The sequence below is a fragment of the Microcoleus sp. S36a_B3 genome, from assembly GCF_036700745.1.
Lineage (GTDB): Bacteria > Cyanobacteriota > Cyanobacteriia > Cyanobacteriales > Microcoleaceae > Microcoleus.
Window position 1 is genome coordinate 80961 of record NZ_JAUBPN010000002.1, and the last position, 24344, is coordinate 105304.

A 24344-nucleotide genomic window follows, 5' to 3' on the forward strand; every position below is an offset into this window, starting at 1 on the left:
GAGTGGGGGAATGGGAGAGTGGGAGAGTGGGAGATGGGGAGATGGGGAGAGTGGGAAAAATTCTCTTTCTTCCTTCTTCCCTCTTCCCTCTTCCTTCTTCCTTCTTCCTTCTTCCGACGGACTTACATCCGTTACATCCGTTACATCCCGTACATTGCTCGTTGCCGAACTTCCCTCTTCCCTCTTCCTTCTTCCTTCTTCCCTCTTCCTTCTTCCTGATCTTAGGATGCTGCTTGTGTTTCGTGAGGCTTTAGGGTTCTTGCCAAGCGGGACTTTTTGCGATCGCCGTTGTTGCGGTGGAGTACGCCTTTTTTGACAGCTTTGTCAATTTTGCTGTATGCCTCAGACATCCGCTGCTGAACTTCTTGCATCAATTCAGGAGAAGGAGTTGCGGCGTACTTTTCGACGGCTACAAAATACTTCTTCATCAAAGTTTTGACCGCTGACTTGTAAGACTTGTTGTACAAGCGGTTGCGCTCGGCGATTTTGACTCGTTTGATTGCGGACTTAATATTTGCCATAATGTCAGTTGCTGGAAGTAGGTATTCATTGATACATCCCCGTCTGGAGAAAGTCTCCAGACACGGGAATTTTGCGACAAGCTTTTCGGGAGCGAGCCACAAAAAGCTTGATTTTTAAAAGCTGAGTCTGTTGATTTGAGGTTGAAAATTTTAGATTTAGTCCGCAGGTGAACCTGAGATCTCGAACCAAAGTCTAAAATTTTGAGTTCTCCACGACTCACGACCAGGCGAGTGTCGGGGGCTTCCGTTTTTGGGCGGGTCGGACAGCCACTACCGCTAGCTCAGATTGAGCTCAGTCTGTGGGTACTTTCGGGCGACGCAATAATTTTTTATTGACTCATTTAACTGCCAATTTTTTATCCCTGACGATACCCAAAGGTATGATACAGGTGTTACACAGGCTAGTTGCGGGCGATCGACCGTCACGAGTTAAAGTTACGGTTTCTGACACGCAATTTTCAATTATACAATAATTTGGCGTTTTTCTATAAAAAAAACTATCTGGTGTTTGAAAAACTAATATAGCATCTATTCTGCTTAAAATCCCAATTCCCGGAAAAATCCAAGTTAAACTATAACAAAGAATACGGGTTATTTGGGCTTCTTGCTGGATCACTCATCGAATCGAAGGAAGAAGGAAGAAGGAAAAGGGAAGAAGGAAGAGGGAAGTTCGGCAACGAGCAATGTACGGGATGTAACGGATGTAAGTCTGTCGGAAGAGGGAAGAAGGAAGGGGGAAGAAGGAAGGGGGAAGAAGGAAGAGGGAAAAAATCCCCCTCTCCCCTCCTCTGTGTCCCTCTGTCCCTCTAGATTCTCCCCCTCTCCCTCCGCACCCGGTTCTCTGGCGAGCAATTTCCCAGGAAGGTTGTGGCTTGTCCTCGGTGTTGCAAAATCCCGACAGAGATTTAAGCGCTGCATTGAAGCCTGTGAAAATGCCACGAGTCTGGCAGTTTAAGCTTGTGGACTGGTGGTGGCATACTTTTCTAGGATATATTCACAAAAATCCCAAATTGTCAAGCAAATGTTAGCTATACAGGCGGGAATCCCCAAACCATAACCGTTTCGGATTGGTGTTAAAATGAAAAACCAGCACTAATTGTAATAATTCTGGTAGAATATTCATATCTTGGATCCAAGAATAACAATCTGGGTCTAAGTAAAAAACTTTTCATGTGACAAGTGGGGCGGGACGTGTTCCTCACTATAAAACGCAGTAGAGGGAAACAATTGGAGTACCTTGAATGAAGTTCTAGATATCCTTAACCGGACTCTGAAGCCCACACCAACCCGAAGGGTATGGTGTGGGAGCGTCACTGAATTATTGACGGCATTCCTAATCTCCATGCTGCGAATTATTACTCAGTGGGTTGAGGCGCAAGCTGAACTGCGACGAATCTGCGATCGCACCCATGACGAACTTATTGTTCATAAAGAAGCCACCGTGCGGGAGGTGCTGCAAGCTGTAAGGCGTAGAGGCGATTTGGCCCTGCTTCACTACACTGCTGAATTCGATCGCATGACTCTAAATGTGGAAGATTTGCGGGTGAGCGGCGCCGAATTGGATGCTGCTTACCAACAGGTGTCGAAAGAATTATTAAATGCGATCCGCACAGCTTGCAAACAGGTAGAGGCGTTTCACCGACAGCGCGTACCCAAGTCTTGGGTGCAGTTTGGTGATGACGAAATTGTTTTGGGCAAGCGCTACACACCGGTCGATCGCGCGGGAATTTACATTCCTGGCGGTCAAGCGTCCTATCCTAGCTCGGTAATCATGAATGCGGTACCTGCAAAGGTCGCTAAAGTTCCGAGAGTGGTGATGTGTACTCCCCCCGGACAAGAGAAGAAAATGAATCCTGCGGTGCTTGTAGCGGCTCAGGAAGCGGGAGTTGATGAGATTTATCGAGTGGGCGGGGCACAGGCGATCGCGGCTTTGGCCTATGGTACGGAAAGTATTTCCAAGGTGGATTTAATCACCGGGCCGGGAAATATTTACGTGACGCTAGCGAAAAAACTGGTTTATGGAACGGTGGGAATCGATTCTCTGGCGGGGCCGTCGGAGGTGCTGATTATTGCTGATAGTTCGGCGAATCCCGTACACGTAGCTGCGGATATGTTGGCGCAAGCCGAACACGATTCGATGGCGTCGGCGATTTTGCTGACGGCGGATTCGGTGCTGGCGAGAAAGGTGGTGGCTGAGGTAGAGAGACAGTTGACAAATCACCCGCGCCGGACTTTGACGGAAAAGGCGATCGTTAATTACGGTTTAGTGGTAGTGGTTGATTCTCTCAAAGCGGCGGCGGAACTGTCTAACGAGTTTGCGCCGGAACACTTGGAATTGCAAGTGGCAGAACCCTGGGATTTGCTAGACCAAATTCGGCACGCGGGGGCGATTTTCTTGGGTTTATCTACACCGGAAGCTGTGGGTGATTATTTGGCGGGGCCCAATCATACTTTGCCGACTTCTGGGGCGGCGCGCTATGCTTCGCCGCTGGGGGTGGAAACTTTTATGAAGCATTCGAGTTTGATTGAATATTCGCCGACGGCGCTGAAGAAGGTTAGTAAGGCGATTGATGTGTTGGCCAAAGCTGAGGGTTTACCTTCTCATGCTGATTCGGTGCGGTTGCGGACTGAAAATGAGGGAAAGAGTGAATTTTAGATGGTAGAGTTGAGGCTGGCGATCGGGATTTACGCAATTCGGGCTTAAGAAACCCGGTTTCTTCCAATATCTTGCTTAAATGACGCAATTATGTTAAGAAACCGGGTTTCTGTGTTGATGATGATGTGGCCCGGTAGCGCGAAGTTGTGGAAAGTAGCCGATAATTAACGCGAAGTTTAAAGTCTAATATCTGAGATTTATAAGGTGCATTATATTGAATACTATTTTGGTGGCGATCGACAATTCAGAGTTAGCGACTCAGGTATTGCAAGTTGTAGGGCAATTTCAGCTAGAACCGAGGGCAAAGGTGATTCTAGTTCATGTTGTGAGTTCTGGTACGTCGGATTTTGATGCGGCGGTCGATCGACCTCACGCTCAGGGAAAGGAGATTGCTTACCGAGAAGTGGAGAAGTTACTGCAATCTTATCAGCAAAAGTTGCCTTGTCAGAGCGAGTTAGAGATTGTTTCGGGGGAACCGGCGCAGGAGATTTTGCGTTTGGCGAATATTTATAAAGCAGACTTAATTGCGATCGGCTGTCGGGGTTTGACTGGTGTCAAGCGAATTTTGGCAGGTTCGGTGAGTGCTGAGGTTGTGGCTGAGGCTCCTTGTTCGGTGTTGGTGGTGCGATCGAGGTAGGGGAATTGAACCGCAGGGGGAGAGGCGGGAGGCTTCTTGCACAGTAGCTAAAACTTGTACGGTGCGTCAGCTAAGAGTTATAATTTCACACACTCAGATATAATTGGGCGTAGTTTTTTAAACCGTTAAAAAAGCACTTTCATTAAAATTCACTAACTGCAAAGGCTATGAATAAAAAACCGCATCGCTTGATTCCGCAAGTTCTGGCTGCTGGTTTGACCCTGTTTGGGGCGGCGGGTTGTTCCCCTGTCTATTTCAGTCAAGGACTTGCTCGCGCAAATCAAGGAGATTTCAAGGGTGATCTGGCTGATTATAATAAGAAAATAGACTTTAATCCCAACTATGCTATTGCCTACCGTCGGAATGAACTCGATGAGATGCGTAGACTAGCGAACAAAGAAGACTGGCTCACAGGTTTTTTGAGGGAATTCGGCGATTCTAAATTAGGCTTGTGGATGATAATTGGGGCGGCGGCTGGTTTAGGTGTCTATTACAAACTAGCTCCTACATTCGCTGATGCCTACAACAATCGGGGTTTAGCCAAGTATAAACTCGGAAAAATAAAAGAGGCACTATCCGATTATAATCAGGCGATCGAGCTGAATCCCCAACTAGCTTCTGCCTATTTAAATAGAGGTTTAACCAAGTCTCAGCTAGGGAAAAAGAAAGAGGCGTTATCCGATTATGATCACGCGATTTACCTCGATCCAAAACGAGCCGCTGCCTACGTCTGTCGAGCTTTAGTAAATCAGGAACTAGGAAAAAAAGAAGAGGCGATCTCCGATTATACGAAGGCGATATACCTCGATTCAAAATTAGATATTGCCTACGTCGGTCGTGGTTTAGTCAAGTCTGACCTAGAGCAAAAAGCAGAGGCTATAGCAGATTATACGAAGGCGATCGAGCTTAATCCCAAAGATATTGGTGCTTACAAAAATCGGGGTTTAGCAAAGTTTAGTTTAGGAAGAATAGAAGAGGCGCTGGCAGATTATAATCAGGCAATCGATCTCGATCCCAACGATGCTGATGCTTACAACAATCGGGGTAACGTTAAGTATGAACTAGGGGAAAAAGAAGAGGGACTGGCAGATTATGCTAAAGCGAACAACCTGAATCCAAAATTAGCTGTTGCCTACTACACTCAGGGTTTAGCCAAGTATCGTCGAGGAAAAATAGAAGAGGCCCTCTCGGATTATAATCAGGCGATCAACTTGAATCCAAACTATGCTGATGCCTACAACAATCGTGGTTTAGCCAAGTATAACCTAGAAAAAATAGAAGAGGCAATCGCAGATTTTAATCAGGCGATCGACTTGAATCCAAAATTAGCTGCTGGTTACAACAATAGAGGTTTAGCCAAGTCTCGCCTCGGAAAAATAGAAGAGGCGCTGACTGATTTATCTAAGGCAATTAATATCGATCCCAACGATGCTGATGCTTACAATAATAGGGGTAATGTGAAGTGTGAAATAGGGACACAACAAGAGGCGCTGGCAGATTTTGTCAAAGCGAACTATCTGAATCCAAAATTAGCGGTTGGATACTTCTATAGGGGTGTAGCTAAGTCTGAATTGGCGGAAAAAGCAGAGGCACTGGCAGCTTTTTCTAATGCGGTTAATCTGAATCCCAAATATGCTTATGCCTACTTATTGCGGGGTAAGATTAAGTGTGAGGTTGGCAATCTTGAAGAGGCGCTGGCAGATTTTGATATGGCGATCGAACTCGATCCAAAATTAGCTGCTGCCTACCTTTGTCGGGGTGCTGCCAAGTATGAGCTTGGGCAAAAAGCAGAGGCGCTCGTAGATTATAATCACGCGATCGAGCTGAATCCAAAATATGCTGCTGCCTACCTTTGTCGAGGTAGTGCTAAGTCTGCTCTAGGGAAAAAAGCAGAGGCGCTCGTAGATTATAATCAGGCGATCGAGCTCGATCCAAAATTAGCTCTTGCCTACAACAATCGAGGTAATGCCAAGTATGAGCTTGGGCAAAAAGCAGAGGCGCTCGTAGATTATAATCACGCGATCGAGCTGAATCCAAAATATGCTGTGGCCTACCTTTGTCGGGGTGGTGCCAAGTATGAGCTTGGGCAAAAAGCAGAGGCGCTCGTAGATTATAATCAGGCGATCGAACTCGATCCAAAATTAGCTGCTGCCTACGTCGAGCGGGGTTATGTCAAGTATGAGCTTGAGCAAAAAGAAGAGGCGATCTCCGATTATAATCAGGCGATCGAGCTTAACCCCCATTATGCTGATGCCTACTACACTAGGGGTTTAGCTAACTCTGCCCTAGGAAAAACAGAAGAGGCCACCGCAGATCATACGAAGGCGATCGAGCTTCATCCAAACTATATTGATGCCTACAACAATCGGGGCTTAGCTAACTCTTCCCTAGGGACAACAGAAGAAGTTCTCGTAGATTATACTCAGGCGAGCGACCTGAATTTCAACAATGCTAATGCCTACTTCAATCGGGGTAATCCCAAGTCTGACCTAAAGAAAAAAGAAGCAGCGCTGGCAGATTATAATCAGGCGATCGAACTCAATCCCAAAGATGCTGTTGCCTACAACAATCGGGGTTTAGCCAAGTATAATTTAGGAGAAAATGAAGAAGCACTCGCAGATTATATTCAGGCGATTCACCTTAATTCTTGCTATGCTGATGCCTACAACAATCGTGGTTTAGCTAAGTCTGCCCTCGGGCAAAAAGCAGAGGCGATTGCAGATTATAATCAGGCGATCGAGCTTAATCCTAACGATTCTGATGCCTACAACAATCGGGGATTAGCCAAGTCTGCCCTAGGGCAAAAAGCAGAGGCACTCGCAGATTATAATCAGGCGATTGACATCGAACCCACACTAGCTGCTGCCTACAACAATCGCGGTAATGCCAAGTCTGCTCAAGGTGAAAAAGCAGAGGCACTCGCAGATTATAGTAAGGCGATCGAGCTTAATTACTATAATGGTAACGCCTACTACAATCGTGGTTTGACTAAGTATAGTCTAGGGGAAAAGCAAGAAGCGATCGCAGATTATAGTAAGGTGATAGAGCTTAATTACTATAATGCTAATGCCTACTACCTTCGGGGTTTAGCCAAGTCTGACTTAGGGCAAAAATCAGAGGCGATCGCAGATTATCAAAAAGCCGCTGACTTGTACAAGTACCAAGGGAAAACAAGTAATTACCAAGAGGCTATTAACAAAATTCAAGAATTATCAGCACTCTAGCTATAGCCTTTCTCTAAAAGGTGAGGTACCAGTTTTGCCATGAAAAGCTTGACACTGTAAGGGTTGCAGCATACCTCGGCATACCTCATCTTTCGCTTGAAAGGCTACATACTAAAGTTTCCCATTAGTGTCAACTTAGCCTTAAACCCTCAGTCCCTGTCGGTCTTTGAAGTTAAGTTGATACTAATAATCGTTCCCCTATCTCTACTTCCCCTTTCCCTTCCCCTTGGTCAAAAAGTCCCGCAGCCGCAACAAACTAGCGGTTTGGCCCAAATTCAGCGGTAGCAGCGACACTCCCTCCAACCGAGACTGCACCCAACCGTCGCCCCAATACCACTCGTGAAACCCGTCAATTCCCTCACTCAATAACAGCCGCAGACAGTTTGACTCAGCAATGTCCACATAGTGCTGCACCGCTACCGGGCCAATCCAACTCGTGAATGTCAATTCGCGATCGATCATTTCCGGCAAACCCTTAGAAAACTGCTGAGGCCACAGCCACTGCTGCAACTGCACAGGACGCAGCAAACTGTCTCGAATCGCGGTTTCCGAAGCTTCAACCTCAATCCGCAGTTGACTTTGTTGAAAATTACCTAGCATAGCAATTTGAAATTTTATATAGGAGCTTTACTTAACTTCAATGTAACGTAATTGCACGAAGTTCGATCGACAATGCCGATCGCACCCTCAGAAAATTCCCCTACATTATAGTAAAAAAAATTTACCTATTTGGAGAGCGGTTGGCGAATAAAACTAGAAACAACTGCCACAATCCGCGCCGCCACAATCGAGTCCAGAACAATCCGTGCCGCCACAATCGAGTCCAGAACAATCCGCGCCGCCACAATCGAGTCCAGAAAAACATTCCGAGATTCCACAATCTAGCCATTCAATATAGTCTAGCCCTTCAATACAGTTTTCACACAGAGAGCTTCTGCCTGGAATTTCCCCCTGAGATTTTGGTCGATCGGATTTTGGTTCATCGTTACCCTCGAAATTGGAGGCTTCACTGCCAGATTCACTGCTAAACCGGGCTTTCAAGATTTGATTTGCCCGCTTGCAAGCCGCAAACCGACGGCGCGACGCTTTTATCGCCCCAAAGCAGCCCAATTTGGCGATCGCGCCCTTGATATACTGAGAGCAAGACTCTCCTCCGTACAGGACTCGGTGAGCACAAGAAAACCCTTTTCTCGGTGATATGTGTTTCTGATATCCGCTAATAGAAGCTACAGCTAGTTGTCGGAGGGCTGCATCAAAGATAGGCGTTTGCATTGGTTTCCCATACGTTAGATATTCCCTTCCTGCTAAAAACTACAACCAACAGCTCAACAATTCCCCGCGCCCCATCCCTCGCGCGATGCCTATTTTCGTATCCAATTGTTAAGCTCTGTTTCATTTCATTTAAATCTCCCGTCCTTACCCCACAGCCAAGAAACTCCGTGATACCATCACATCTGACTGAGTAAATACTTATAGAAAAAACTGGGGAGAAAAGCTTTGACACTACGGGTTGCAGTTGTGGGCTCAGGGCCGGCCGGTTCTTCCGCCGCCGAAACATTGGTAAAAGCAGGAATCGAAACTTATTTATTCGAGCGCAAATTAGACAACGCAAAACCCTGCGGTGGGGCGATTCCCCTGTGCATGGTCAGCGAATTTGACTTGCCGCAAAGTATTATTGACCGTCAAGTCAGAAAAATGAAAATGATCTCCCCCTCCAACGTAGAGGTGGACATCAATATCGAAAATGCCGACGAATACATCGGTATGTGCCGCCGGGAAGTGCTCGACGGCTTCATGCGCGATCGCGCTGCTTCCTTGGGTGCCAAACTAATTAACGGCACAGTCCACACCTTAGAAATTCCTGGGAACAACACCGACCCCTACATTCTCCACTACGCCGACCACTCCAACGGCACCGCTGTGGGAACTCAGAAAACCCTGAAAGTGGATTTGGTAATCGGGGCTGACGGCGCTAACTCCCGCGTAGCCAAGGCGATTGATGCAGGCGATTATAATTATGCGATCGCCTTCCAAGAGCGCATCCGCCTCCCAGAAGATAAAATGGCTTACTACGAAGGCTTAGCCGAAATGTACGTCGGCGACGACGTTTCCACCGACTTCTACGCCTGGGTGTTCCCCAAATACGACCACGTAGCCGTCGGTACCGGCACGATGAAAGTCAATCAAGCCAGCATCAAAAAACTGCAAGCCGGCATCCGCGCCCGCGCTGCCAAAAAACTGATGGGCGGTGAGATTATTAAAGTGGAAGCTCACCCCATCCCGGAACATCCGCGTCCCCGCCGGGTTGTCGGCCGAGTTGCTCTCGTCGGCGACGCTGCAGGTTACGTTACCAAGTCTTCGGGCGAAGGTATTTATTTTGCTGCGAAGTCTGGCCGGATGTGCGCCGAAACGATTGTGGAGATTTCTCAGCAGGGCACGCGGATTCCTACGGAACAGGAAATCAAGCTTTATCTGAAGCGTTGGGATAAGGCCTACGGAATTACTTATAAAGTGCTTGACATTTTGCAGCGCGTGTTCTACCGTTCCGATGCTACTCGCGAAGCTTTTGTGGAAATGTGTGCCGATCGCGACGTGCAGAAACTCACATTCGATAGCTACTTGTATAAGACAGTAGTGCCAGCCAATCCTTTCATCCAAATGAAGATTACCGCCAAAACCATTGGTAGCTTGTTGCGTGGCAATGCTTTAGCGCCTTAACTGTTAAAGCACTTTGTATAAAAAAAGCGGGCAGTCACAAAACTGCTCGCTTTTTTTATGGTTCAGATAACGAACCGCGAAGGCGCTAAGGGCGCGAAGGAAGAGGAAGAAGAAGAATTGTTAGTTCAAGTTCAACTGCACCAAAGTATCCGGTGCGAGGAAGTGGGAAATGTGATAAGCTCGCTCTTCTGTTTTTAGCAGGATTTTTTCGTAGAGGTAGCGCGTAGCTCGATCGCCCAAACTTTCTGCTTGTCCTGCTTGACGGCGCAGCAAACCTATGATAGCTTGTTCGGCAGTCAAATCATGTTCCAGCATTTGGCGACACGAATACACGCCGTCGGCTTCCGGCTCGAAACAGCACAACTCAGCTAATTTGCTAAAACTAGCCGCTGGTATGCCACCCAACCCGTTCAACCGTTCGCCCAACTCGTGGACGCTATCTTGAGCATCTCCGTAGCTTTCTTCAAAGAATTTGTGCAAGGAGTAGAATTCTGCCCCTTCCACCACAAAATGATGTTTTTGATATTGCAGGTATAAAGCCTGGAAACTGGCCAGCAGCGCGTTCATCCCTTCACAAATCGGTGCTGTGACGGAATGTTCCAGTAGAACTGGATTTTCAGCTATGTGGCCAAACGGTCTCAATGCACTCTGAGTCTCAGCCATGTGTGTTCTCCTCTCAATAGGCAGTTTTGTTGCCAATAGATTCAGTGTAGCACCCTAGATTTACCAGTCAAGCAGGGTCGGCCTCGATAGTGGAAGACTTTGTATAGTAAAAAAAAAATTTCAAAATCTATTGAGAATAATTTGCAGTTGCGCTATCCTGTAAAAAGATGCTCGTTCTGAATGCTTCCTGAAAAGGGGGTGGATCGAGAGCAAAAATTAATGCAAATCATTATTGTTGCAAAAAAAATGAACCCAGCAGATCCAGAATTAGAAGTTTGTGACATCGTGCAAGTCAGTTGGCTAGACAGATGGCAAGTTTACCAACGCTTGCAAGAACTAGAAATTCCCTGCTGGTGCGGAGTTGACCAGCCTTTGCGGGCAAAAATTAGCACCGCCAAACAAGCTGCTCAACTCGCAAGCGTTTTGAGGCAATTGAGCGCTCCACGGCGCGAACTGGTGAACTTGCTGGAGTGCTGCTGGCAAATCGGGTAAAGCTCAAAGGAAGAAGAAAGACGTCTGAGGGAAGAAGTAAAAACAATAATGATGCGATTTAACGCATAAATACATTCACTAACGACGCTTTTTGTCAAGTTCGATAATTTTCACTGAACAGTCAATCAAGGAGTTATAACAATGTATAAATCTGGCAAGCAAGTTTCCGAGTTCAACTTAGAGGGAGAAATCCTCAGCCTAGTTATTGAAGATGGCTGCAAACTTAAATATTTGCGGATTAGTACCGCTCGCAAAGTAGAATACCTCGTGAAACTTCGCAAGGAATTGCGGTCATTTTTAGCGCCTGTTTTGACACCTGGATTGAGAGTGAAAGTTGTAGGCGAGCAAGAACTTAATTTAAAAAACGGTAAAATAAAACTGAAAGCTCGCAGTCTGACGCTGGCTGGGGGAAACAAAGATAGATTGCCCGACCAGCAAGGCTTTACGGGTGTGCCTGGTGAGATTGTGACATCAGACGATCGCGCGATCGGCAAAACCGAAGTCAGCCCTCCAGAAGCAGATCGAACTGTAAAAGCTCGCGCCAAAACTCAAACCAAAATATTAGTATGTCAAAAATCTGACTGCCAAAAACGCGGTGCCGCAACAGTCTGTAAAGCTTTAGAAAATGCTTTGAATGCGCGGGGTTTAGAAGAAGAAGTGACAGTTCAGGGTACCGGATGTCTCAAACAGTGCAAAGCTGGCCCCAATATAGTTGTGATGCCAGATAAAACTCGCTACAGTCGCATTGCACCAGCAGAGGTTCCAGCAATTATTGACAAACATTTTGCAGTTGCTAAAGCTTAGGAACGAAATTTTAATAAGTTAAACACCTGACATATTCCTTTTTTTCGACAGACAGCTAAGTCAGAGGAGGCAGAGCTTCCAGCTATTAGTTACCAGGCTCCAGTCTGGTAACTAGCAAATTCCTTAGCCGATCGCGCGTCAAGAAAAAGTGGGAGACTGAGAGAGTGGTAAATCCCCAAATCCCCAAATCCCCAAATCCCCAAATCCCCAAATCCCCAAATCCCCAATCTCAAATAAACTGAACCGTATTGACCAATAACTAATGGCCGGGGGCTTCCTTTTAGAGAATCTATAACGATACACTGTATTTTAGACCCTGTGACTATTGGGATAAAAAGCTATGTCAGAAGCTGATCTTCGAGCTAATCAGCATCAACCGTACCCTGCTGTTCAATCGGATGCCGAACCATTGCAGTCAAATTTGGCCGCTGCTGGGGGTTTTGATCCGATCGCCCCCCCTGCCACAAATACTCCTGCGGTTCCCCAACAGCCAGAAGAAGACTGGCAAACATTAGATTTTCCCAACGCGCTCAGCGTAGATGCCATTCCCACAACAGCAGAAACAAAAAATTTGCAATCTCTGACACAGCCTCCCGAAGCGGGAACACCGCCGATTTCAGAGAACCTCAAAAATCTGCTCGGTAATGCCGAACAGCGTCAGGCCAAAGGATCGACCCCAGTAACCCTGATGCAAGCACTGCACGAATGCAACCGCGACCTTTTGCAGCGCATCGCCCAGCTAGAAACAGCGCTCGAAGAGTCCCAAAAAAACTGGCAGCATCGCGAAGCCTTGCTAGAAAAGCAGACTGCTGAACTCGAAAACACTCAAGAACAATTGACGCGGCTGTTTGGCAAAGTGGAAGTTTCCCATCAAACCCTCCAGAGTCAAGAAATTTTAGTGGAGAGTTTAAGGAATAAGTTAGCAAGCAGCCAAACCAGGCTAGCGATTGTTGAGCGGGAATGTGCGTCTACGGTGCAGCGCTACAACGAACAGTTTCATCAGCTAGTAGCCACAGAAAATGTTTGCCGAGAATTACGATCGCGCTTGCACCGCCAGCAGCGCCACACTTTGCAATTCAAAGCAGCCTTGGAAAGAAGTTTGGAGATGCCGCAGAAGCCGCCGACTTACGAGCCGCCTGACAGTGGGGACGATTTGGCGCACAAGCAATTAGAATCGTTGCTGGCGACGGTCAAAAACTCTCAAGTTCCCCTGCCGCCAGCCTTTAACGCTTCTCCTGTCAAACCTTGGTCAGAGCCCGAAGAGCATCCAGATGCAGCGGCTGTGGAAGAGGCGATCGACACTGAACCCACGGCCAATCAGGAACTCAACAAGTTAGCCCAAGTATCCGGCCTTCAATTGCAGGAGAGCGAAACCTACCGGACTCAGGAGACTGTAACTGAGTCGGAGGTGGCGGTGGAGGAACCGGAATTACCGATAACTGAGTCTGAAACAGAAATTGCTGCTGTCAAATCGGGCAGCGAAGAATTGGCCAGGGCGGTTCAAATTTTGAATTCTGTGGAAACCTTTGGTATTCAAGAAGGGCGATCGAGTGAAGCCACGCCTACAGCAATCGCGCAACCAGACTGGCTGACTTTGATTGCTAGTCCGCTGCGGGCTGCTAAAAAACGTCGATCGCTAGCTGAAATTGAATTGCCGAGTTTTCGATAGTTAATTCAATGCGGTAATATCAATTCCGGTTGCACTCTTCATGATGTTAACTGTTGACTGTTAACTGTTAACTGTTGACTGTTGACTGTTGACTGTTGACTGTTGACAGTTAATTGTTACTTGTTACTTGTTACTTGTTAACAGTTAATTTATTATTCCCATGAAGAGAGGATTTGATATAATTGGTGATTGCACAGATTTACCAATTACCCACAATACAGCAAATACGGTTTCAGCTTGGGATAATATCACGGGCGATCGATTACCACAACAAAACAGTTTGTAGTGCGGACGATCGTCCGTTTTCGCGAGTTCGTAGTGCGGAATTCCTCACTACAAACTTTAACTCGAAACTATTTTTTTCCCTTTTCCCATCCCGTAAGTGAGAGCATAGCTGGTAGCCAACAGCCGCAGCCAAACAGCCGGATAGCGGGGCTCCAACCAAGGCTGTATTTTGCGGGCGAAACTGGGAAGCCATCCGAATAGGAAACTCGCCAAAGCCAAGAGAGTAAAAGTCAAGTAACTCCCCAACCAGCGCCAAATATCGCGCAAGGTGACAAAATCTAAAATCCACAACAGGAGAGAAGGATTTTTTCTGGCTGCTTTAATTGCCAATTGATTGAAAGTTAACCAGTCGGCTCTGTCTTTAATAAAAGTTTCCGCGACGGTGAGTTCTTGTTCTGCCAAAAGACCGAAAAAGGTATTGAGCATTGAATTAATTCTTTGGGGTGGCAAAGTGCGCCCCGTCGGTACCATCATCCCTTTAGAAAACAGCCAAGTTACTGATATATTGCTCTGGTAGGCACGAATTTGGTTTAAGTGTTTGGCACTTAATAAATTGTGCTTTAAAGCTGTATCCAATAAATCTGTTAATCGAAAAAGATTGCGGATGAGAGAGCCGAAACCGGTGAATACTAAGGGAGATTGCAAAGATGCTGCATCGCCGATCGCAATTAGGCGATCGACAGCCACGGCGCGATCGCTGCTGGTGGTGCTAAAATGGCCTGGAATATAACCAAAAGTAGTTTTTTTCCAGATTAATTTATTGACATCGCAGCGGCGGTACTCCGGCAAAATTGCGAAAAAATCCTCGTACAGTTCCAGCAAAGAACCGGGATTCTCGGCATTTACTTGGTGATAGTGAAAGAGATAAACTGTGAGTTCTCCTCCAGCGCCGGGAAATAACTCCCAAATCAGTTGGCGGCCGCGGGAAATATCGCCGTGACTCCAGAGAACGTCGCCGTAATCGGAATCCCAAACTCCCGGCTCCATTCCTCCGTCGATGACTCCTCCCACCGTCGGACAAACGCTGTCAAAAGCCCGTCCTTCGTTCAATTGCCAAGCGATGGGAGAAGCTGAACCCATTGCATCGACGAGCAAACGTCCGCTGACAGTGCGATCGGTTTTTGTCGGCAAGTGGCAGCTTTGAACTATAACTTTTTCCGCTTCAATATCGGCTCTGATAAACTCAGTTTCGTCCCAAATTTCCCCGCCCGCTTCTGTGAGTTTAACTCCCGCCAAATACACCAGTTTGTCGCTGTCCAAAGCTATATTCAGCACCTTCGGCGTGTGTAGAATTGCCGCTTTAGCAACGGGCGGATTGTTAGCATCAAAAAACTTGCAGTAGCCATCTTTGTATTCTCGCGCAATCAAAGTTTCGATTTCGGCTGCAGTAAATAAACCTAAATCAACTAAGCTTTGCATTTCGTCCCGCGAAATATTCCACTCGCGATTCATCTTCCCGAAAGGCATTCGTTCCAGCAGCAGCACTCGGTAGCCCAATCTCGCCATGACGGCGGCGTGAATCACTCCTAATGCTCCGCCGATATAAATTAAATCGTAAACAGTATCGCCAGCATCTGACACCGAAACAGTGCCTTCTCCCTTCTTCCCTATTCCTTCTTCCTTCTTCCCTATTCCTTCTTCCTTCTTCCCTCTTCCTTCTTCCTTCTCCCCTCTTCCTTCTTCCTTCAAAAACACTACTTGCTTTGGCTTTTGAGGATTGCGAGTGTTTTCGCGCCAGCGCTGCTCCCACCAGTAAACGCGCTGCAGGTCGTATTCGCCGTTGGGCATTTTTTGGAAGTATTTGACGGTGAGAGGGTAATAGGGGGCAAGAGCGTCAAAAATTGACTGTTTGGAGAGGTCTATGGTGGGGGGTTCTGGGTAGCGATCGGGAAACTTGTTTCTGACAGCCAGATTTAGAGATTCCAGGAACTTTTTTTCTCCAGGCGGCGCGTCTTCTAGACGAAAGACTTTTAAATAAGTTGTGCGCTGTACTGACCAGACAAAGGTGGAAAGTTCTGTTCGCCAATTGTGGTTTTCTGAATTGGTATCAGCGAGGGTCGGTTTTGGATTAGCATTTTGAGTTCCAGATTTTACCGACTCCGCTGCTGTTGTGTTGGAAAGCAGGCGAAAACCGTCAGGAGTAATAATTTTTTCTCCGATTTCGGGGTCGAATTCGTGCTGCAGCCAGGTACAGACTGCTGCTGTATCGGGTGTGGGGACTTCTAGATAAAGAATTTCTTGCATGATTGGGAGTTCAATTCTGAATAAATTAATAAAGATGGGGGAGTTGACAAGGGAGCAAAGTAGGCTATACTCCCGAATACTTATTTAGTTTTAAATAAGTTTACAATGTTTTAAGATTTTTAGTTTCTCGATCGCCCTAGCTCTTAGTTGACCCGCTGCGGGTCAGTATTTACTTTTTTTGATATGCACTCTTATGAATTATCCCATTCCTACGAATCCTCAAGAAATGATTGCTTTGCGACAGCAGCCGCTGAATGAAGAATTGGTGGCATCGGCGATCGCGGGTGTGATTCAAATAGCTCGATCGCGTTCTCAGTCTTTAGACGAATTAAAGGCTGAGCTGCTCGCTGACGACAACCTGCTCGATTTGGCTCAAAGGCTCTGGTTGAGCGAAATTGTAGCTCAAGCTTGGGAAAATTTGCCTTGATCGTTATCAAAATCCGAACAAGACACGGCGCCGAAAATTATCGTTCTTCTTCAGTCCGCCTGCGCGGACTTCGTTTGACAAGGAGCGAATTCCCTTCGCCGTCGGAGGTTTTTCTACTATTTCCAAATATTGTGATTATTTTAACAGTATCTGCACGTCCACACCCAAGAAACCGGGTTTTTACTTAATTCAAGGCTGAGATACATGATTGTCGGAAAAAACCCGGTTTCTGACTGCTTGAATTGATAGGTTGCGAAGGAATAAATAAGATTATCGCAATTCAACTTCTCGCTTAACTTCTGTTAAAACTCGATCGCCCCGCGTCAACCGATATTCTGCCCGCCACACTCCCGGAGTCAGAGGAGAATTTGTACTGTTTTTTTTGCCGGCATAACGCAACCAAGTGCGGCTGGGGGCGGGAATTTCCTTGCTGTCATTGATGACGGTTTCACCGTTGGGTGCAAATAATTTGTATTGTTCGCGATCGCCCTTGAGGACTCCGTAAGCCTGCACCCAAAATATTAAAGCAGGGCTATTTATGGGGAGTTTAGTCTCAGAAAATTGTCCGGCCCAGATAGCGTTATCGTCAGGTGCTTTGTTGGCAAAACCGGCGCGAATTAAACCTGTAGAAACATAGTCGATGGGCTTGTCCCAAATTGGATTGCGGGCGGTGTTGCAGCCTAATTTGGCATCGGCACCGACAAACGGATCTACAGCTTTGCCTTGATAGCGAAAAGTGACGTGTACGTGGGGGAAAGAAGCCATCCCAGAGTTTCCCACCATGCCCAAAACGGTGCCTTTTTGTACCTGCATTCCCGGCTTCACAACCACGCTGTTTTGGCGGAGGTGGCAGTATTGGGCTTCCCAGCCTGCGCCGTGATCGATTACTATGCCGTTGCCGCATTCTGTGCCTGAGACGTTGGCTTTGTCTGTCGGGTTTTGCAAGCGCCGATCGACTACACCATCTCGCACTCGCAAAACTTTGCCCGCTGCGGAGGCGATAACTGGAACTCCTTTTGCCATTGCTTTGGCGTCGGGAATGGCGAAGTCTGTGCCGTCGTGCCCGTCGTAGGTTTGTCGCCCGCAGCCAAAATCGACTGCAGCCGGGCTCGGATCGCGATCGAAGTACAGCAATACAAAACAGTCTTTTCCTAGGGTACAGTCGATCGGCTTACCGAATTGCCCGCTGGGCTTTTGGGCGACGGTTGAAGAAACGAGGCGCTGGGCGATCGTGTTGGCTTGGGCGATCGGTGCATTGACTGAGGTGTTATTAGCACAGGCAGCCGCACTTGTCAACCCCACGGCCAACAAAATTGCAGAAAAGTGTTTTTTTGATATGATAGTCATTCGTCGGTGGGAGATAAAATTTGAGGAATGAAGTCAAAAATTAATCAATCATTCAAAATATAGTTGGCTCAATCATCTAGACGATCGATCTGGCGTTTTAGTTTCCCATATTTATTGTAAACTGTCGCGTCTTTTATTTATACTGGTCTGTTTTTTGATACTTTTGTATAGCGGAATTTCTGCCCGCTAGAGAGGTTAATTTGCCAAAGCAAAACAGCTTAGTTTTCTCGGTTTTTACTGCTTAATTAGTTAAAAAATGCTCTCTAAAATTCGATCGCTGATTTCGATAATTCGGCTTTGTGGCCTTGCGGTTGCTGCTTTGGCGATGTGGGCATTTGCCACCATTGCCGAAGAGGTTTTGGAAAAAGAAACCTACGCTTTCGATACATCTATCTTACTATATCTTAGGAGCCTGCACACTCCACTGCGCGATCGCCTCATGCTCGGCTTGACATTTTTGGGGGAACCCAACGTGCTGCTCATGCTGAGCGTGAGTTTGGGTATTATATTGTGGGTACGCAAACATCGCTCCGAAGCCACAACTATTGCTGTTACAGGCGTGGGAGGTCTGGGTTTAAATCTACTCTTGAAACAACTGTTTGCGCGCGATCGACCTCTACTTTGGGAGCGCACGGTTGACGTAAAATTTTACAGTTTTCCTAGCGGACACGCGATGATTTCAATGATTATTTACGGTTTGCTAGGATATCTCTTGGGTTCGCGCTTTCCCAAGCAGCGCTGGTTGATTTACAGCTTGACTGTGGTATTAATTGCGGCTATTGGTTTGAGCCGGCTTTATCTCGGAGTTCACTGGCCAACCGATGTTATTGCTGGTTATATTGCTGGTTTTATATGGCTGCTTGCTTGTATTTTTAGTTTACAAGTATGGCAGCAATTTCATGATTCTCGTCCTGTTGCTGAAGAGAAGTTTTTGTCGCCTGAAAATCCTCAAGAATAGTTTTAGCTGTTGACGGTTGACTGTTGACTGTTGACTGTTGACTGTTGACTACTAAGAGGGCAGGCACGGGGGCACCGCCCCTACTAATAACTGCCAACTGCCAACTGCCAACTAACAACTAACAACTGCCAACTAACAACTAACTATTTGCTTTTGGGTAAAACACATCGCAATTCCTTTTTCGTAGTAAGCCGCCTCGTTAATAAAAATTGGATATACCGTCGATTTACCTTCATAGAAGACTGACTCGCCCTCAAAGGTCAAAAACATCGGATCGCCGGGATTTAGGGCTTGATAATCTCTGGATTGTAGCTGAGGATGAATCATTGCCTGAATCTCTCCCTTTTCGTTTCTGGGATAGTCGATCGCCCCGATGGTATGATAAACAGTCAGGGGATTTGTTGCAGCAGGCATTGTGCCTTGATTGTAGCTTTCTACGCACTCTAAAATTGTGCCGACAACCTGCTCGGTTTGCTGAAATAAAGAGGCATCCAATACGCTTTGCGGGACTGCACCAACTTCCAGCGTACCGCCTAATTCGGAAAGCGATCGCAGCAAAGGACTATCATGATTCTTGGTTGTAGAAGCGAGTACCTTGAGGTGGGGATACACAGAGGTTAAATAAGCTGCTAGTTGCAGGTTAAAAGGATGCTGGCTGGCGAGAATAAATGTTAGCCCCATGTTGGATGTGGTGCTGTGCAAATCGATAATTACGTTGGGCAGATGAGTGTTTTTTGAGCTAAAAATGCGGTAGATTTCTTTTGCCCGCTGCGCTTCATAGGTAGAGAGATGGGGATTTTCTAAATCTTGCTTTCTAAAGCAGCGGTTGAGGTCGATATCGATGTAGCGTGTCCCGATTTCGCAAGCTTTGGGATTGGCTAGCAGGGTGATAGTTTCAAAAGTCGATCGCCCAATTAACTCTGGTGCGCGATCGAACTTCTTCACCAGGTAAATGCCTGTGAGTTCGTTTCCGTGGGTTCCTCCCACTATGGCAACACGTTTAATTTGGTTCATAAACAAATAACTTCCTATCCCAAGCCTACCACCCTTTGTCATCTGTTGGTAAAAAACATGAAATTGAGGTTGATTATGTGTTTATATTTAGATTAGCTAAAGTTTTAGTAAGCAGGTATCACACGTAGAACTGAGAAACCTGGTTTCTCTGGGTATTTCTCGTCACTAAACAAAAAAATAGTAGGATCACCACCGCGAACAAATCGAGCGCATTATTTCGGAGATAATGTTGGTATCGAGTAAATAATGCAGCGTCATTCAAAGATGACCTCGCGTCCTGCAAAAGTTCGATCGCGAACTTCTCCCCAAATTTCATCAGGATTTAAACCCAGTTCGTGCAGTTGATATTTTTCACGAAATGCACTGAGAGATTCTCCAAAGCTAAGTTCGAGATTCTGTGGCTGTTTGCGGCGTTGAATGTATTCGCGCAAGGCGATTTCTACTAGAGTCTCGAAATCAATTTCTCCCTCAAGTTCGATCGCCTCTTGCAGCAGTGCCGTATCCACATTCAGGCTCGTCACCATTGGCTTTCCTCTTTTAACGGTTATTTTATTATAGTTGTAATGCCTCGCTCAGAAACCGGGTTTTTGCCCAGAAGACGCATGACAGTCTAAAAACAAAAAAAACCGGTTTCTTTGATTGTGACGCGCGGGCAACTCCCCACCAAGCGAAAAATCCTGTCACAATAAAATGAATCCTACCGAGAGACAAAGGGCATGACGCGAGAGGAAGCAGTGCGGCGAATCGACCAAGCAGCCGAGGAAAAATTGACGGAACTGGATTTGGCGGGGCTGGACTTGGAGGAATTGCCGCCGGAGATTGGCAAGTGCACACAGCTTGAGACGTTGCTGTTGGGGAAGGTGGAAGGCGGGGAATGGGTTGATGGTGAATTCAGCCCGAAACTAATCACCAATCAATTAAGAACACTGCCAGAGGAATTACGATCACTCTTAAATTTGCGATCGATCGACCTTATCGGCAATCCATTGGGAACAATGCCAGAATTGTTGCTGGAAATGAAGCAATTAGAGAGTTTAAATTTAACCAGCATTGGTTTAACAGACATCCCAGATGCGATCGGGCAACTGTCGAATCTGACAGTGCTTGACCTCAGTGAAAATCAGATTACCTCCATCCCAGAGGATCTCGGGCAACTGTCGAATCTGGCAGAGCTTAACCTCAGTGACAATCAGATTACCGCAATCCCAGAGGCGCTCGGGCGACTGTCGAATCTGACAGTGCTTTACCTCAATCACAATCAGATTACCTCGATCCCAGAGGCGCTCGGGCAACTGTCGAATCTGACACGGCTTTTCCTAAATAACAATCAGATTACCTCGATCCCAGAGGCGCTCGGGCAACTGTCGAATCTGATAGTGCTTAACCTCAGTGACAATCAGATTACCGCAATCCCAGAGGATCTCGGGCAACTGTCGAATCTGAGACCGCTTTTCCTCGGTAACAATCAGATTACCTCGATCCCAGAGGCGCTCGGGCAACTGTCGAATCTGACAGTGCTTGACCTCTGTCACAATCAGATTACCTCGATCCCAGAGGCGCTCGGGCAACTGTCGAATCTGACACAGCTTTTCCTCCATAACAATCAGATTACCTCGATCCCAGAGGATCTCGGGCAACTGTCGAATCTGACACAGCTTTTCCTCCATAACAATCAGATTACCTCGATCCCAAAGGCGCTCGGGCAACTGTCGAATCTGACACGGCTTTTCCTCGGTAACAATCAGATTGAAACTATTCCTGAATGTTTGGAAACACTGCCACAACTTGAAACACTCGACCTCCGCTGCAATCCCCTGCCCATTTCTCCAGAAGTTCTGGGGCCTGCCAACCAGACAGAACCCCCCGGTACTCCCGCGGCCGTCTTCAACTACCTGCGCCAACTCCGCAGCAGCGAAGTTCTCCCCCTCAACGAAGCCAAAGTCCTTCTCGTCGGGCAAGGCAGCGTCGGCAAAACCTCCCTGATCAACCGCCTCATCCACAACCAATACAACTGCAACGAACCCCAAACCGACGGACTCAATATCACAAACTGGCAAATTACAGTCAACACCAAACCGGTCAAACTCAACGTCTGGGACTTCGGCGGACAAGAAATCTACCACGCCACCCACCAATTTTTCCTTACCAAACGCAGCCTCTACCTCCTCGTGTGCAACTGCCGCACCAGCGAAGAGGAAAACCGCCTCGAATACTGGCTGAAACTGATCGAAAGCTTCGGCGACGCATCCCCCGTGATCATCGTCGGCAACAAATGCGACGAACAACCCCTGGATCTGAACCGCAAAGCCTTGCGCGACAAATATCCCAACATCAAAGCGATTATCGAAACCTCCTGCGAAAGCGGAACTGGCATCGACGAACTCCGCAGCGCCATCCACACGGAAATCTCCCAACTCAAAGAAGTCTACGATCTTTTGCCGCTAAGCTGGTTCCAAGTCAAGCAGCGCCTGGAAAGCCTCGACAAAGACATTATCAGCATCAGCGAATACGCCACCATCTGCGCCACAGAAAACATCTTTGAAGAAACCGACCAAACCCAACTCATCGGACTGCTGCACAACCTGGGCATTGTCCTCAACTTCCGCGAACACCCCATCCTGCAATCCACCAACATCCTCAATCCCCACTGGGTGACTGAAGGCATCTATGCCCTCCTCAGCGACGACGCACTCAAAGTCAAAACCAAAGGCATTCTCACCTACGCCGACCTCAGCCGCATCCTCGACTCAAATAAATATCCCAGCCGCCGCTACCACTGCCTCACCGGGTTGATGGAGGAATTTGAACTCTGCTTCCCCGTCAGCCATTGTCCCGCGCCGACTTTCCTCATCCCCGGCATCTTGCCCAAAGAACAACCGGAAAACACCAAACTCCAAGGCGAAACGCTGGAATTTCAATATCACTACCGCATCCTCCCCGACAGCATTCTCTCGCGCTTCATCGTCCTCATGCACGAGAAAATCCACAACTGCACCCACTGGCGCACGGGGGTTATGCTGGAGTACAGGGAAGGCGCTGAGGTGTACAACATCGCCCGGATCAAATCTGACCCGGAAGATAAGAAAATCTTTATTGCCGTTAGCGGGCGGGAATCGACGCGGCGTTCTTTCCTCAGCATGATTCGCGATACGTTTACCAAAATCCACAATTCTTTTGCCAATCTGGAAATCAGTCAATGGGTGCCGGTTCCGGGTTATCCCGATGCTGATCCGCTGGATTATGATGAATTGCTAGGGCTGGAGGATATGGGCGAGAATACAGTGCGTGTCGGCAAACTCAAACTCAAACTCGATTTGCGGCAGTTGCTGGATGGGTATGAGTCGATCGAACTTCGGCGCAGCAAGCTTAGGGGCGATGACAAATACGGAAGAGAATATGACGACCTTGTAGATATCGCTAAACTAGCTGTTAGTAGACCAATTATTAATAAAGCCGAAGCAAAAATGACTCAAAATTCTTCTGAAACCAACAACTTTCAAGGTGCTTTTCAAGGTGCTAACTTTTCCGGCAATATCGGCGGTTCGTCGAACAGCGCCGAAGTTAGTGGCAATCAATCCGTGCAAAATAATAATGCCAATACCGCCGAAATTCTCAAACTAATTTCATCAATTCGCGAAACCGCGACGCAGTTTCCCGAAGACATCCGCGAGGGCGTAATTATCGATATTGAAGATGTCGAAGCGGAAATTAAGAAACCGGAAAACCAATGGAATAAAGCCAGATTAAAGAAGAGTCAGACTGCGATAGTTGCGGCGGCGGCTGCGATCGGAGTTGGTATCGGAGGTGCTGTTGATTTGGCTAATAAGGCGATCGATCTTGGTGAAAAAGTGGGTATCGAACTTAAGCTACCATCGGCACAGTAAACTAGATCCAAATCTCTGATTTCCTCGGTTTCTTGGCCCACTGCGTAAATCTCAGAAACCGGGTTTCTCTCTGTATTTCTCGTCACCCAACCAAAGACTCGCAGAAACCCGGTTTCTTGGCCTCGATTGGTACTTCTCTCCGGTCAATTAGTCCGATCGCACTAATCTTATTGCCAGCGTTGTCTTCGGACATGATACGATCTAAAATTAAGGTGATTCGGGCGATCGCCCCCACAGCCAAAATCCAGGTATTGCCATGCGTAAAGTTGTACTATACATTGCATCTAGTTTGGACGGTTATATCGCGCGATCGAATGGCGAGATTGACTGGCTGTATACAGACCAAAATTACGGCTATACTAAATTCTTAGATAGCATCGATACAGTCCTTATGGGGCGCAAAACCTACGAACAAGTTCTAACTTTTGGCGAGTATCCCTACCAAGAAAAAAAAAGTTATGTTTTTACTAAAAATCTAGATTTCGCAGCAACTTCTGATGTGGAAGTAGTAACACAATTAGAGAGTTTTGTCAATGATTTGCGCTTGATAGAGGGCAAAAATATTTGGTTGGTGGGAGGCTCTTTGTTAATTCGCGATTTCCTGAAAAACAATCTTGTCAACGAGTTAATTCTCTCAGTACACCCGCTGATTTTGGGCGAGGGAATTCCTTTATTTGCTAATCCCAATACTACAGCTTTGCAGCTAACTGGATGTCAGACTTATAGTTCTGGTATGGTTCAGCTATCCTATGATGTCGCGGCTTGAGGGCGCGCTTTGTTGTTAAGCTGATGATGAAATAT

20 protein-coding genes are annotated in these 24344 nt (G+C 47.0%); 12 read left to right on the forward strand and 8 right to left on the reverse strand.

The features are described 5' to 3' along the window. Window positions 1–221 precede the first annotated feature (221 nt). Entirely contained in the window at window positions 222–521 is a 300-nt protein-coding gene (gene rpsT / locus QUA01_RS02505; RefSeq protein ID WP_333087802.1) for a 30S ribosomal protein S20, read from the reverse strand. A 604-nt stretch (window positions 522–1125) separates the two neighbouring features. Between rpsT and QUA01_RS02510 the strand changes: the two genes are divergently transcribed. The 4 genes from QUA01_RS02510 (at window position 1126) to QUA01_RS02525 (ending at window position 7038) form a co-directional block, all read left to right on the forward strand. Further along, complete coding sequence (locus tag QUA01_RS02510; RefSeq protein WP_333087801.1) at window positions 1126–1476, forward strand: hypothetical protein; 351 nt, start codon at window positions 1126–1128, stop codon at window positions 1474–1476. A 387-nt stretch (window positions 1477–1863) separates the two neighbouring features. After that, window positions 1864–3177: a histidinol dehydrogenase gene (gene hisD, locus QUA01_RS02515; RefSeq protein WP_333087798.1), complete on the forward strand. Its 1314-nt coding sequence runs from the start codon at window positions 1864–1866 to the stop codon at window positions 3175–3177. A 211-nt stretch (window positions 3178–3388) separates the two neighbouring features. Further along, complete coding sequence (locus tag QUA01_RS02520) at window positions 3389–3814, forward strand: universal stress protein (protein ID WP_333087892.1); 426 nt, start codon at window positions 3389–3391, stop codon at window positions 3812–3814. A 167-nt stretch (window positions 3815–3981) separates the two neighbouring features. Further along, window positions 3982–7038 (forward strand): tetratricopeptide repeat protein, encoded by a 3057-nt coding sequence (locus QUA01_RS02525; RefSeq protein WP_333113289.1) that lies wholly within the window; start codon window positions 3982–3984, stop codon window positions 7036–7038. A 204-nt stretch (window positions 7039–7242) separates the two neighbouring features. Here QUA01_RS02525 and QUA01_RS02530 read toward each other — a convergent pair whose 3' ends face one another. After that, a complete protein-coding gene (locus QUA01_RS02530) occupies window positions 7243–7638 on the reverse strand; it encodes a hypothetical protein (protein ID WP_333087794.1) in 396 nt (131 codons plus the stop codon). A 153-nt stretch (window positions 7639–7791) separates the two neighbouring features. Next, window positions 7792–8310, reverse strand: coding sequence for a membrane protein insertion efficiency factor YidD (yidD, locus tag QUA01_RS02535; protein ID WP_333087793.1), 519 nt, complete (start codon window positions 8308–8310; stop codon window positions 7792–7794). Window positions 8311–8535: 225 nt separating this feature from the next. Between yidD and chlP the strand changes: the two genes are divergently transcribed. Next, window positions 8536–9756 (forward strand): geranylgeranyl reductase, encoded by a 1221-nt coding sequence (gene chlP, locus QUA01_RS02540; RefSeq protein ID WP_333087791.1) that lies wholly within the window; start codon window positions 8536–8538, stop codon window positions 9754–9756. A gap of 120 nt (window positions 9757–9876) precedes the next feature. Here chlP and QUA01_RS02545 read toward each other — a convergent pair whose 3' ends face one another. After that, the gene (locus tag QUA01_RS02545) at window positions 9877–10419 is read right to left on the reverse strand and encodes a Dps family protein (protein ID WP_194070820.1); all 543 of its coding nucleotides are present in this window, start codon (window positions 10417–10419) and stop codon (window positions 9877–9879) included. Between the two features lie 246 nt (window positions 10420–10665). On the opposite strand from QUA01_RS02545, the gene QUA01_RS02550 reads away from it, so the two are divergent. From QUA01_RS02550 to QUA01_RS02560, 3 genes are all read left to right on the forward strand, one after another. Continuing rightward, window positions 10666–10911 (forward strand): Asr1405/Asl0597 family protein, encoded by a 246-nt coding sequence (locus QUA01_RS02550; RefSeq protein WP_333087790.1) that lies wholly within the window; start codon window positions 10666–10668, stop codon window positions 10909–10911. Window positions 10912–11052: 141 nt separating this feature from the next. Next, a complete protein-coding gene (locus QUA01_RS02555; RefSeq protein WP_333087788.1) occupies window positions 11053–11715 on the forward strand; it encodes a (2Fe-2S) ferredoxin domain-containing protein in 663 nt (220 codons plus the stop codon). 340 nt (window positions 11716–12055) lie between these two features. Then, window positions 12056–13384: a hypothetical protein gene (locus QUA01_RS02560; RefSeq protein WP_333087787.1), complete on the forward strand. Its 1329-nt coding sequence runs from the start codon at window positions 12056–12058 to the stop codon at window positions 13382–13384. A gap of 342 nt (window positions 13385–13726) precedes the next feature. Here QUA01_RS02560 and QUA01_RS02565 read toward each other — a convergent pair whose 3' ends face one another. Beyond that, on the reverse strand, window positions 13727–15913 hold the full coding sequence (locus QUA01_RS02565) for an NAD(P)/FAD-dependent oxidoreductase (protein ID WP_333087786.1): 2187 nt from the start codon (window positions 15911–15913) through the stop codon (window positions 13727–13729). Window positions 15914–16106: 193 nt separating this feature from the next. Between QUA01_RS02565 and QUA01_RS02570 the strand changes: the two genes are divergently transcribed. After that, window positions 16107–16340: a hypothetical protein gene (locus QUA01_RS02570; protein WP_194070816.1), complete on the forward strand. Its 234-nt coding sequence runs from the start codon at window positions 16107–16109 to the stop codon at window positions 16338–16340. Window positions 16341–16610: 270 nt separating this feature from the next. On the opposite strand, the gene QUA01_RS02575 is transcribed toward QUA01_RS02570, so the two are convergent. Continuing rightward, the gene (locus QUA01_RS02575; RefSeq protein ID WP_333087783.1) at window positions 16611–17687 is read right to left on the reverse strand and encodes a M23 family metallopeptidase; all 1077 of its coding nucleotides are present in this window, start codon (window positions 17685–17687) and stop codon (window positions 16611–16613) included. A 256-nt stretch (window positions 17688–17943) separates the two neighbouring features. Between QUA01_RS02575 and QUA01_RS02580 the strand changes: the two genes are divergently transcribed. Further along, window positions 17944–18645, forward strand: a complete 702-nt coding sequence (locus QUA01_RS02580; protein ID WP_333087781.1) for a phosphatase PAP2 family protein — start codon at window positions 17944–17946, stop codon at window positions 18643–18645. A gap of 132 nt (window positions 18646–18777) precedes the next feature. Here the strand turns inward: QUA01_RS02580 and QUA01_RS02585 are convergent, their stop codons facing one another. Both QUA01_RS02585 and QUA01_RS02590 read right to left on the reverse strand, forming a co-directional pair. After that, window positions 18778–19659, reverse strand: a complete 882-nt coding sequence (locus QUA01_RS02585; RefSeq protein WP_333087780.1) for an aspartoacylase — start codon at window positions 19657–19659, stop codon at window positions 18778–18780. A 254-nt stretch (window positions 19660–19913) separates the two neighbouring features. Further along, window positions 19914–20183 carry a type II toxin-antitoxin system VapB family antitoxin gene (locus tag QUA01_RS02590; protein ID WP_333087777.1) on the reverse strand — a complete coding sequence of 90 codons (270 nt, stop codon included), beginning with the start codon at window positions 20181–20183 and terminating at the stop codon, window positions 19914–19916. 192 nt (window positions 20184–20375) lie between these two features. Between QUA01_RS02590 and QUA01_RS02595 the strand changes: the two genes are divergently transcribed. Next, window positions 20376–23543, forward strand: a complete 3168-nt coding sequence (locus QUA01_RS02595) for a leucine-rich repeat domain-containing protein (protein WP_333087775.1) — start codon at window positions 20376–20378, stop codon at window positions 23541–23543. A 256-nt stretch (window positions 23544–23799) separates the two neighbouring features. Next, window positions 23800–24309 (forward strand): dihydrofolate reductase family protein, encoded by a 510-nt coding sequence (locus QUA01_RS02600; RefSeq protein WP_333087773.1) that lies wholly within the window; start codon window positions 23800–23802, stop codon window positions 24307–24309. The last annotated feature ends 35 nt before the right edge of the window (window positions 24310–24344 follow it).

Excerpts from the sequence above, each read along its gene's own strand:
- rpsT (WP_333087802.1), bottom strand. The coding sequence starts at position 521 with ATGGCAAATATTAAGTCCGCAATCAAACGAGTCAAAATCGCCGAGCGC.
- hisD (WP_333087798.1), top strand. The coding sequence starts at position 1,864 with ATGCTGCGAATTATTACTCAGTGGGTTGAGGCGCAAGCTGAACTGCGA.
- QUA01_RS02525 (WP_333113289.1), top strand. The coding sequence starts at position 3,982 with ATGAATAAAAAACCGCATCGCTTGATTCCGCAAGTTCTGGCTGCTGGT.
- QUA01_RS02530 (WP_333087794.1), bottom strand. The coding sequence starts at position 7,638 with ATGCTAGGTAATTTTCAACAAAGTCAACTGCGGATTGAGGTTGAAGCT.
- yidD (WP_333087793.1), bottom strand. The coding sequence starts at position 8,310 with ATGCAAACGCCTATCTTTGATGCAGCCCTCCGACAACTAGCTGTAGCT.
- QUA01_RS02545 (WP_194070820.1), bottom strand. The coding sequence starts at position 10,419 with ATGGCTGAGACTCAGAGTGCATTGAGACCGTTTGGCCACATAGCTGAA.
- QUA01_RS02550 (WP_333087790.1), top strand. The coding sequence starts at position 10,666 with ATGAACCCAGCAGATCCAGAATTAGAAGTTTGTGACATCGTGCAAGTC.
- QUA01_RS02555 (WP_333087788.1), top strand. The coding sequence starts at position 11,053 with ATGTATAAATCTGGCAAGCAAGTTTCCGAGTTCAACTTAGAGGGAGAA.
- QUA01_RS02560 (WP_333087787.1), top strand. The coding sequence starts at position 12,056 with ATGTCAGAAGCTGATCTTCGAGCTAATCAGCATCAACCGTACCCTGCT.
- QUA01_RS02565 (WP_333087786.1), bottom strand. The coding sequence starts at position 15,913 with ATGCAAGAAATTCTTTATCTAGAAGTCCCCACACCCGATACAGCAGCA.
- QUA01_RS02570 (WP_194070816.1), top strand. The coding sequence starts at position 16,107 with ATGAATTATCCCATTCCTACGAATCCTCAAGAAATGATTGCTTTGCGA.
- QUA01_RS02575 (WP_333087783.1), bottom strand. The coding sequence starts at position 17,687 with ATGACTATCATATCAAAAAAACACTTTTCTGCAATTTTGTTGGCCGTG.
- QUA01_RS02580 (WP_333087781.1), top strand. The coding sequence starts at position 17,944 with ATGCTCTCTAAAATTCGATCGCTGATTTCGATAATTCGGCTTTGTGGC.
- QUA01_RS02585 (WP_333087780.1), bottom strand. The coding sequence starts at position 19,659 with ATGAACCAAATTAAACGTGTTGCCATAGTGGGAGGAACCCACGGAAAC.
- QUA01_RS02590 (WP_333087777.1), bottom strand. The coding sequence starts at position 20,183 with ATGGTGACGAGCCTGAATGTGGATACGGCACTGCTGCAAGAGGCGATC.
- QUA01_RS02595 (WP_333087775.1), top strand. The coding sequence starts at position 20,376 with ATGACGCGAGAGGAAGCAGTGCGGCGAATCGACCAAGCAGCCGAGGAA.
- QUA01_RS02600 (WP_333087773.1), top strand. The coding sequence starts at position 23,800 with ATGCGTAAAGTTGTACTATACATTGCATCTAGTTTGGACGGTTATATC.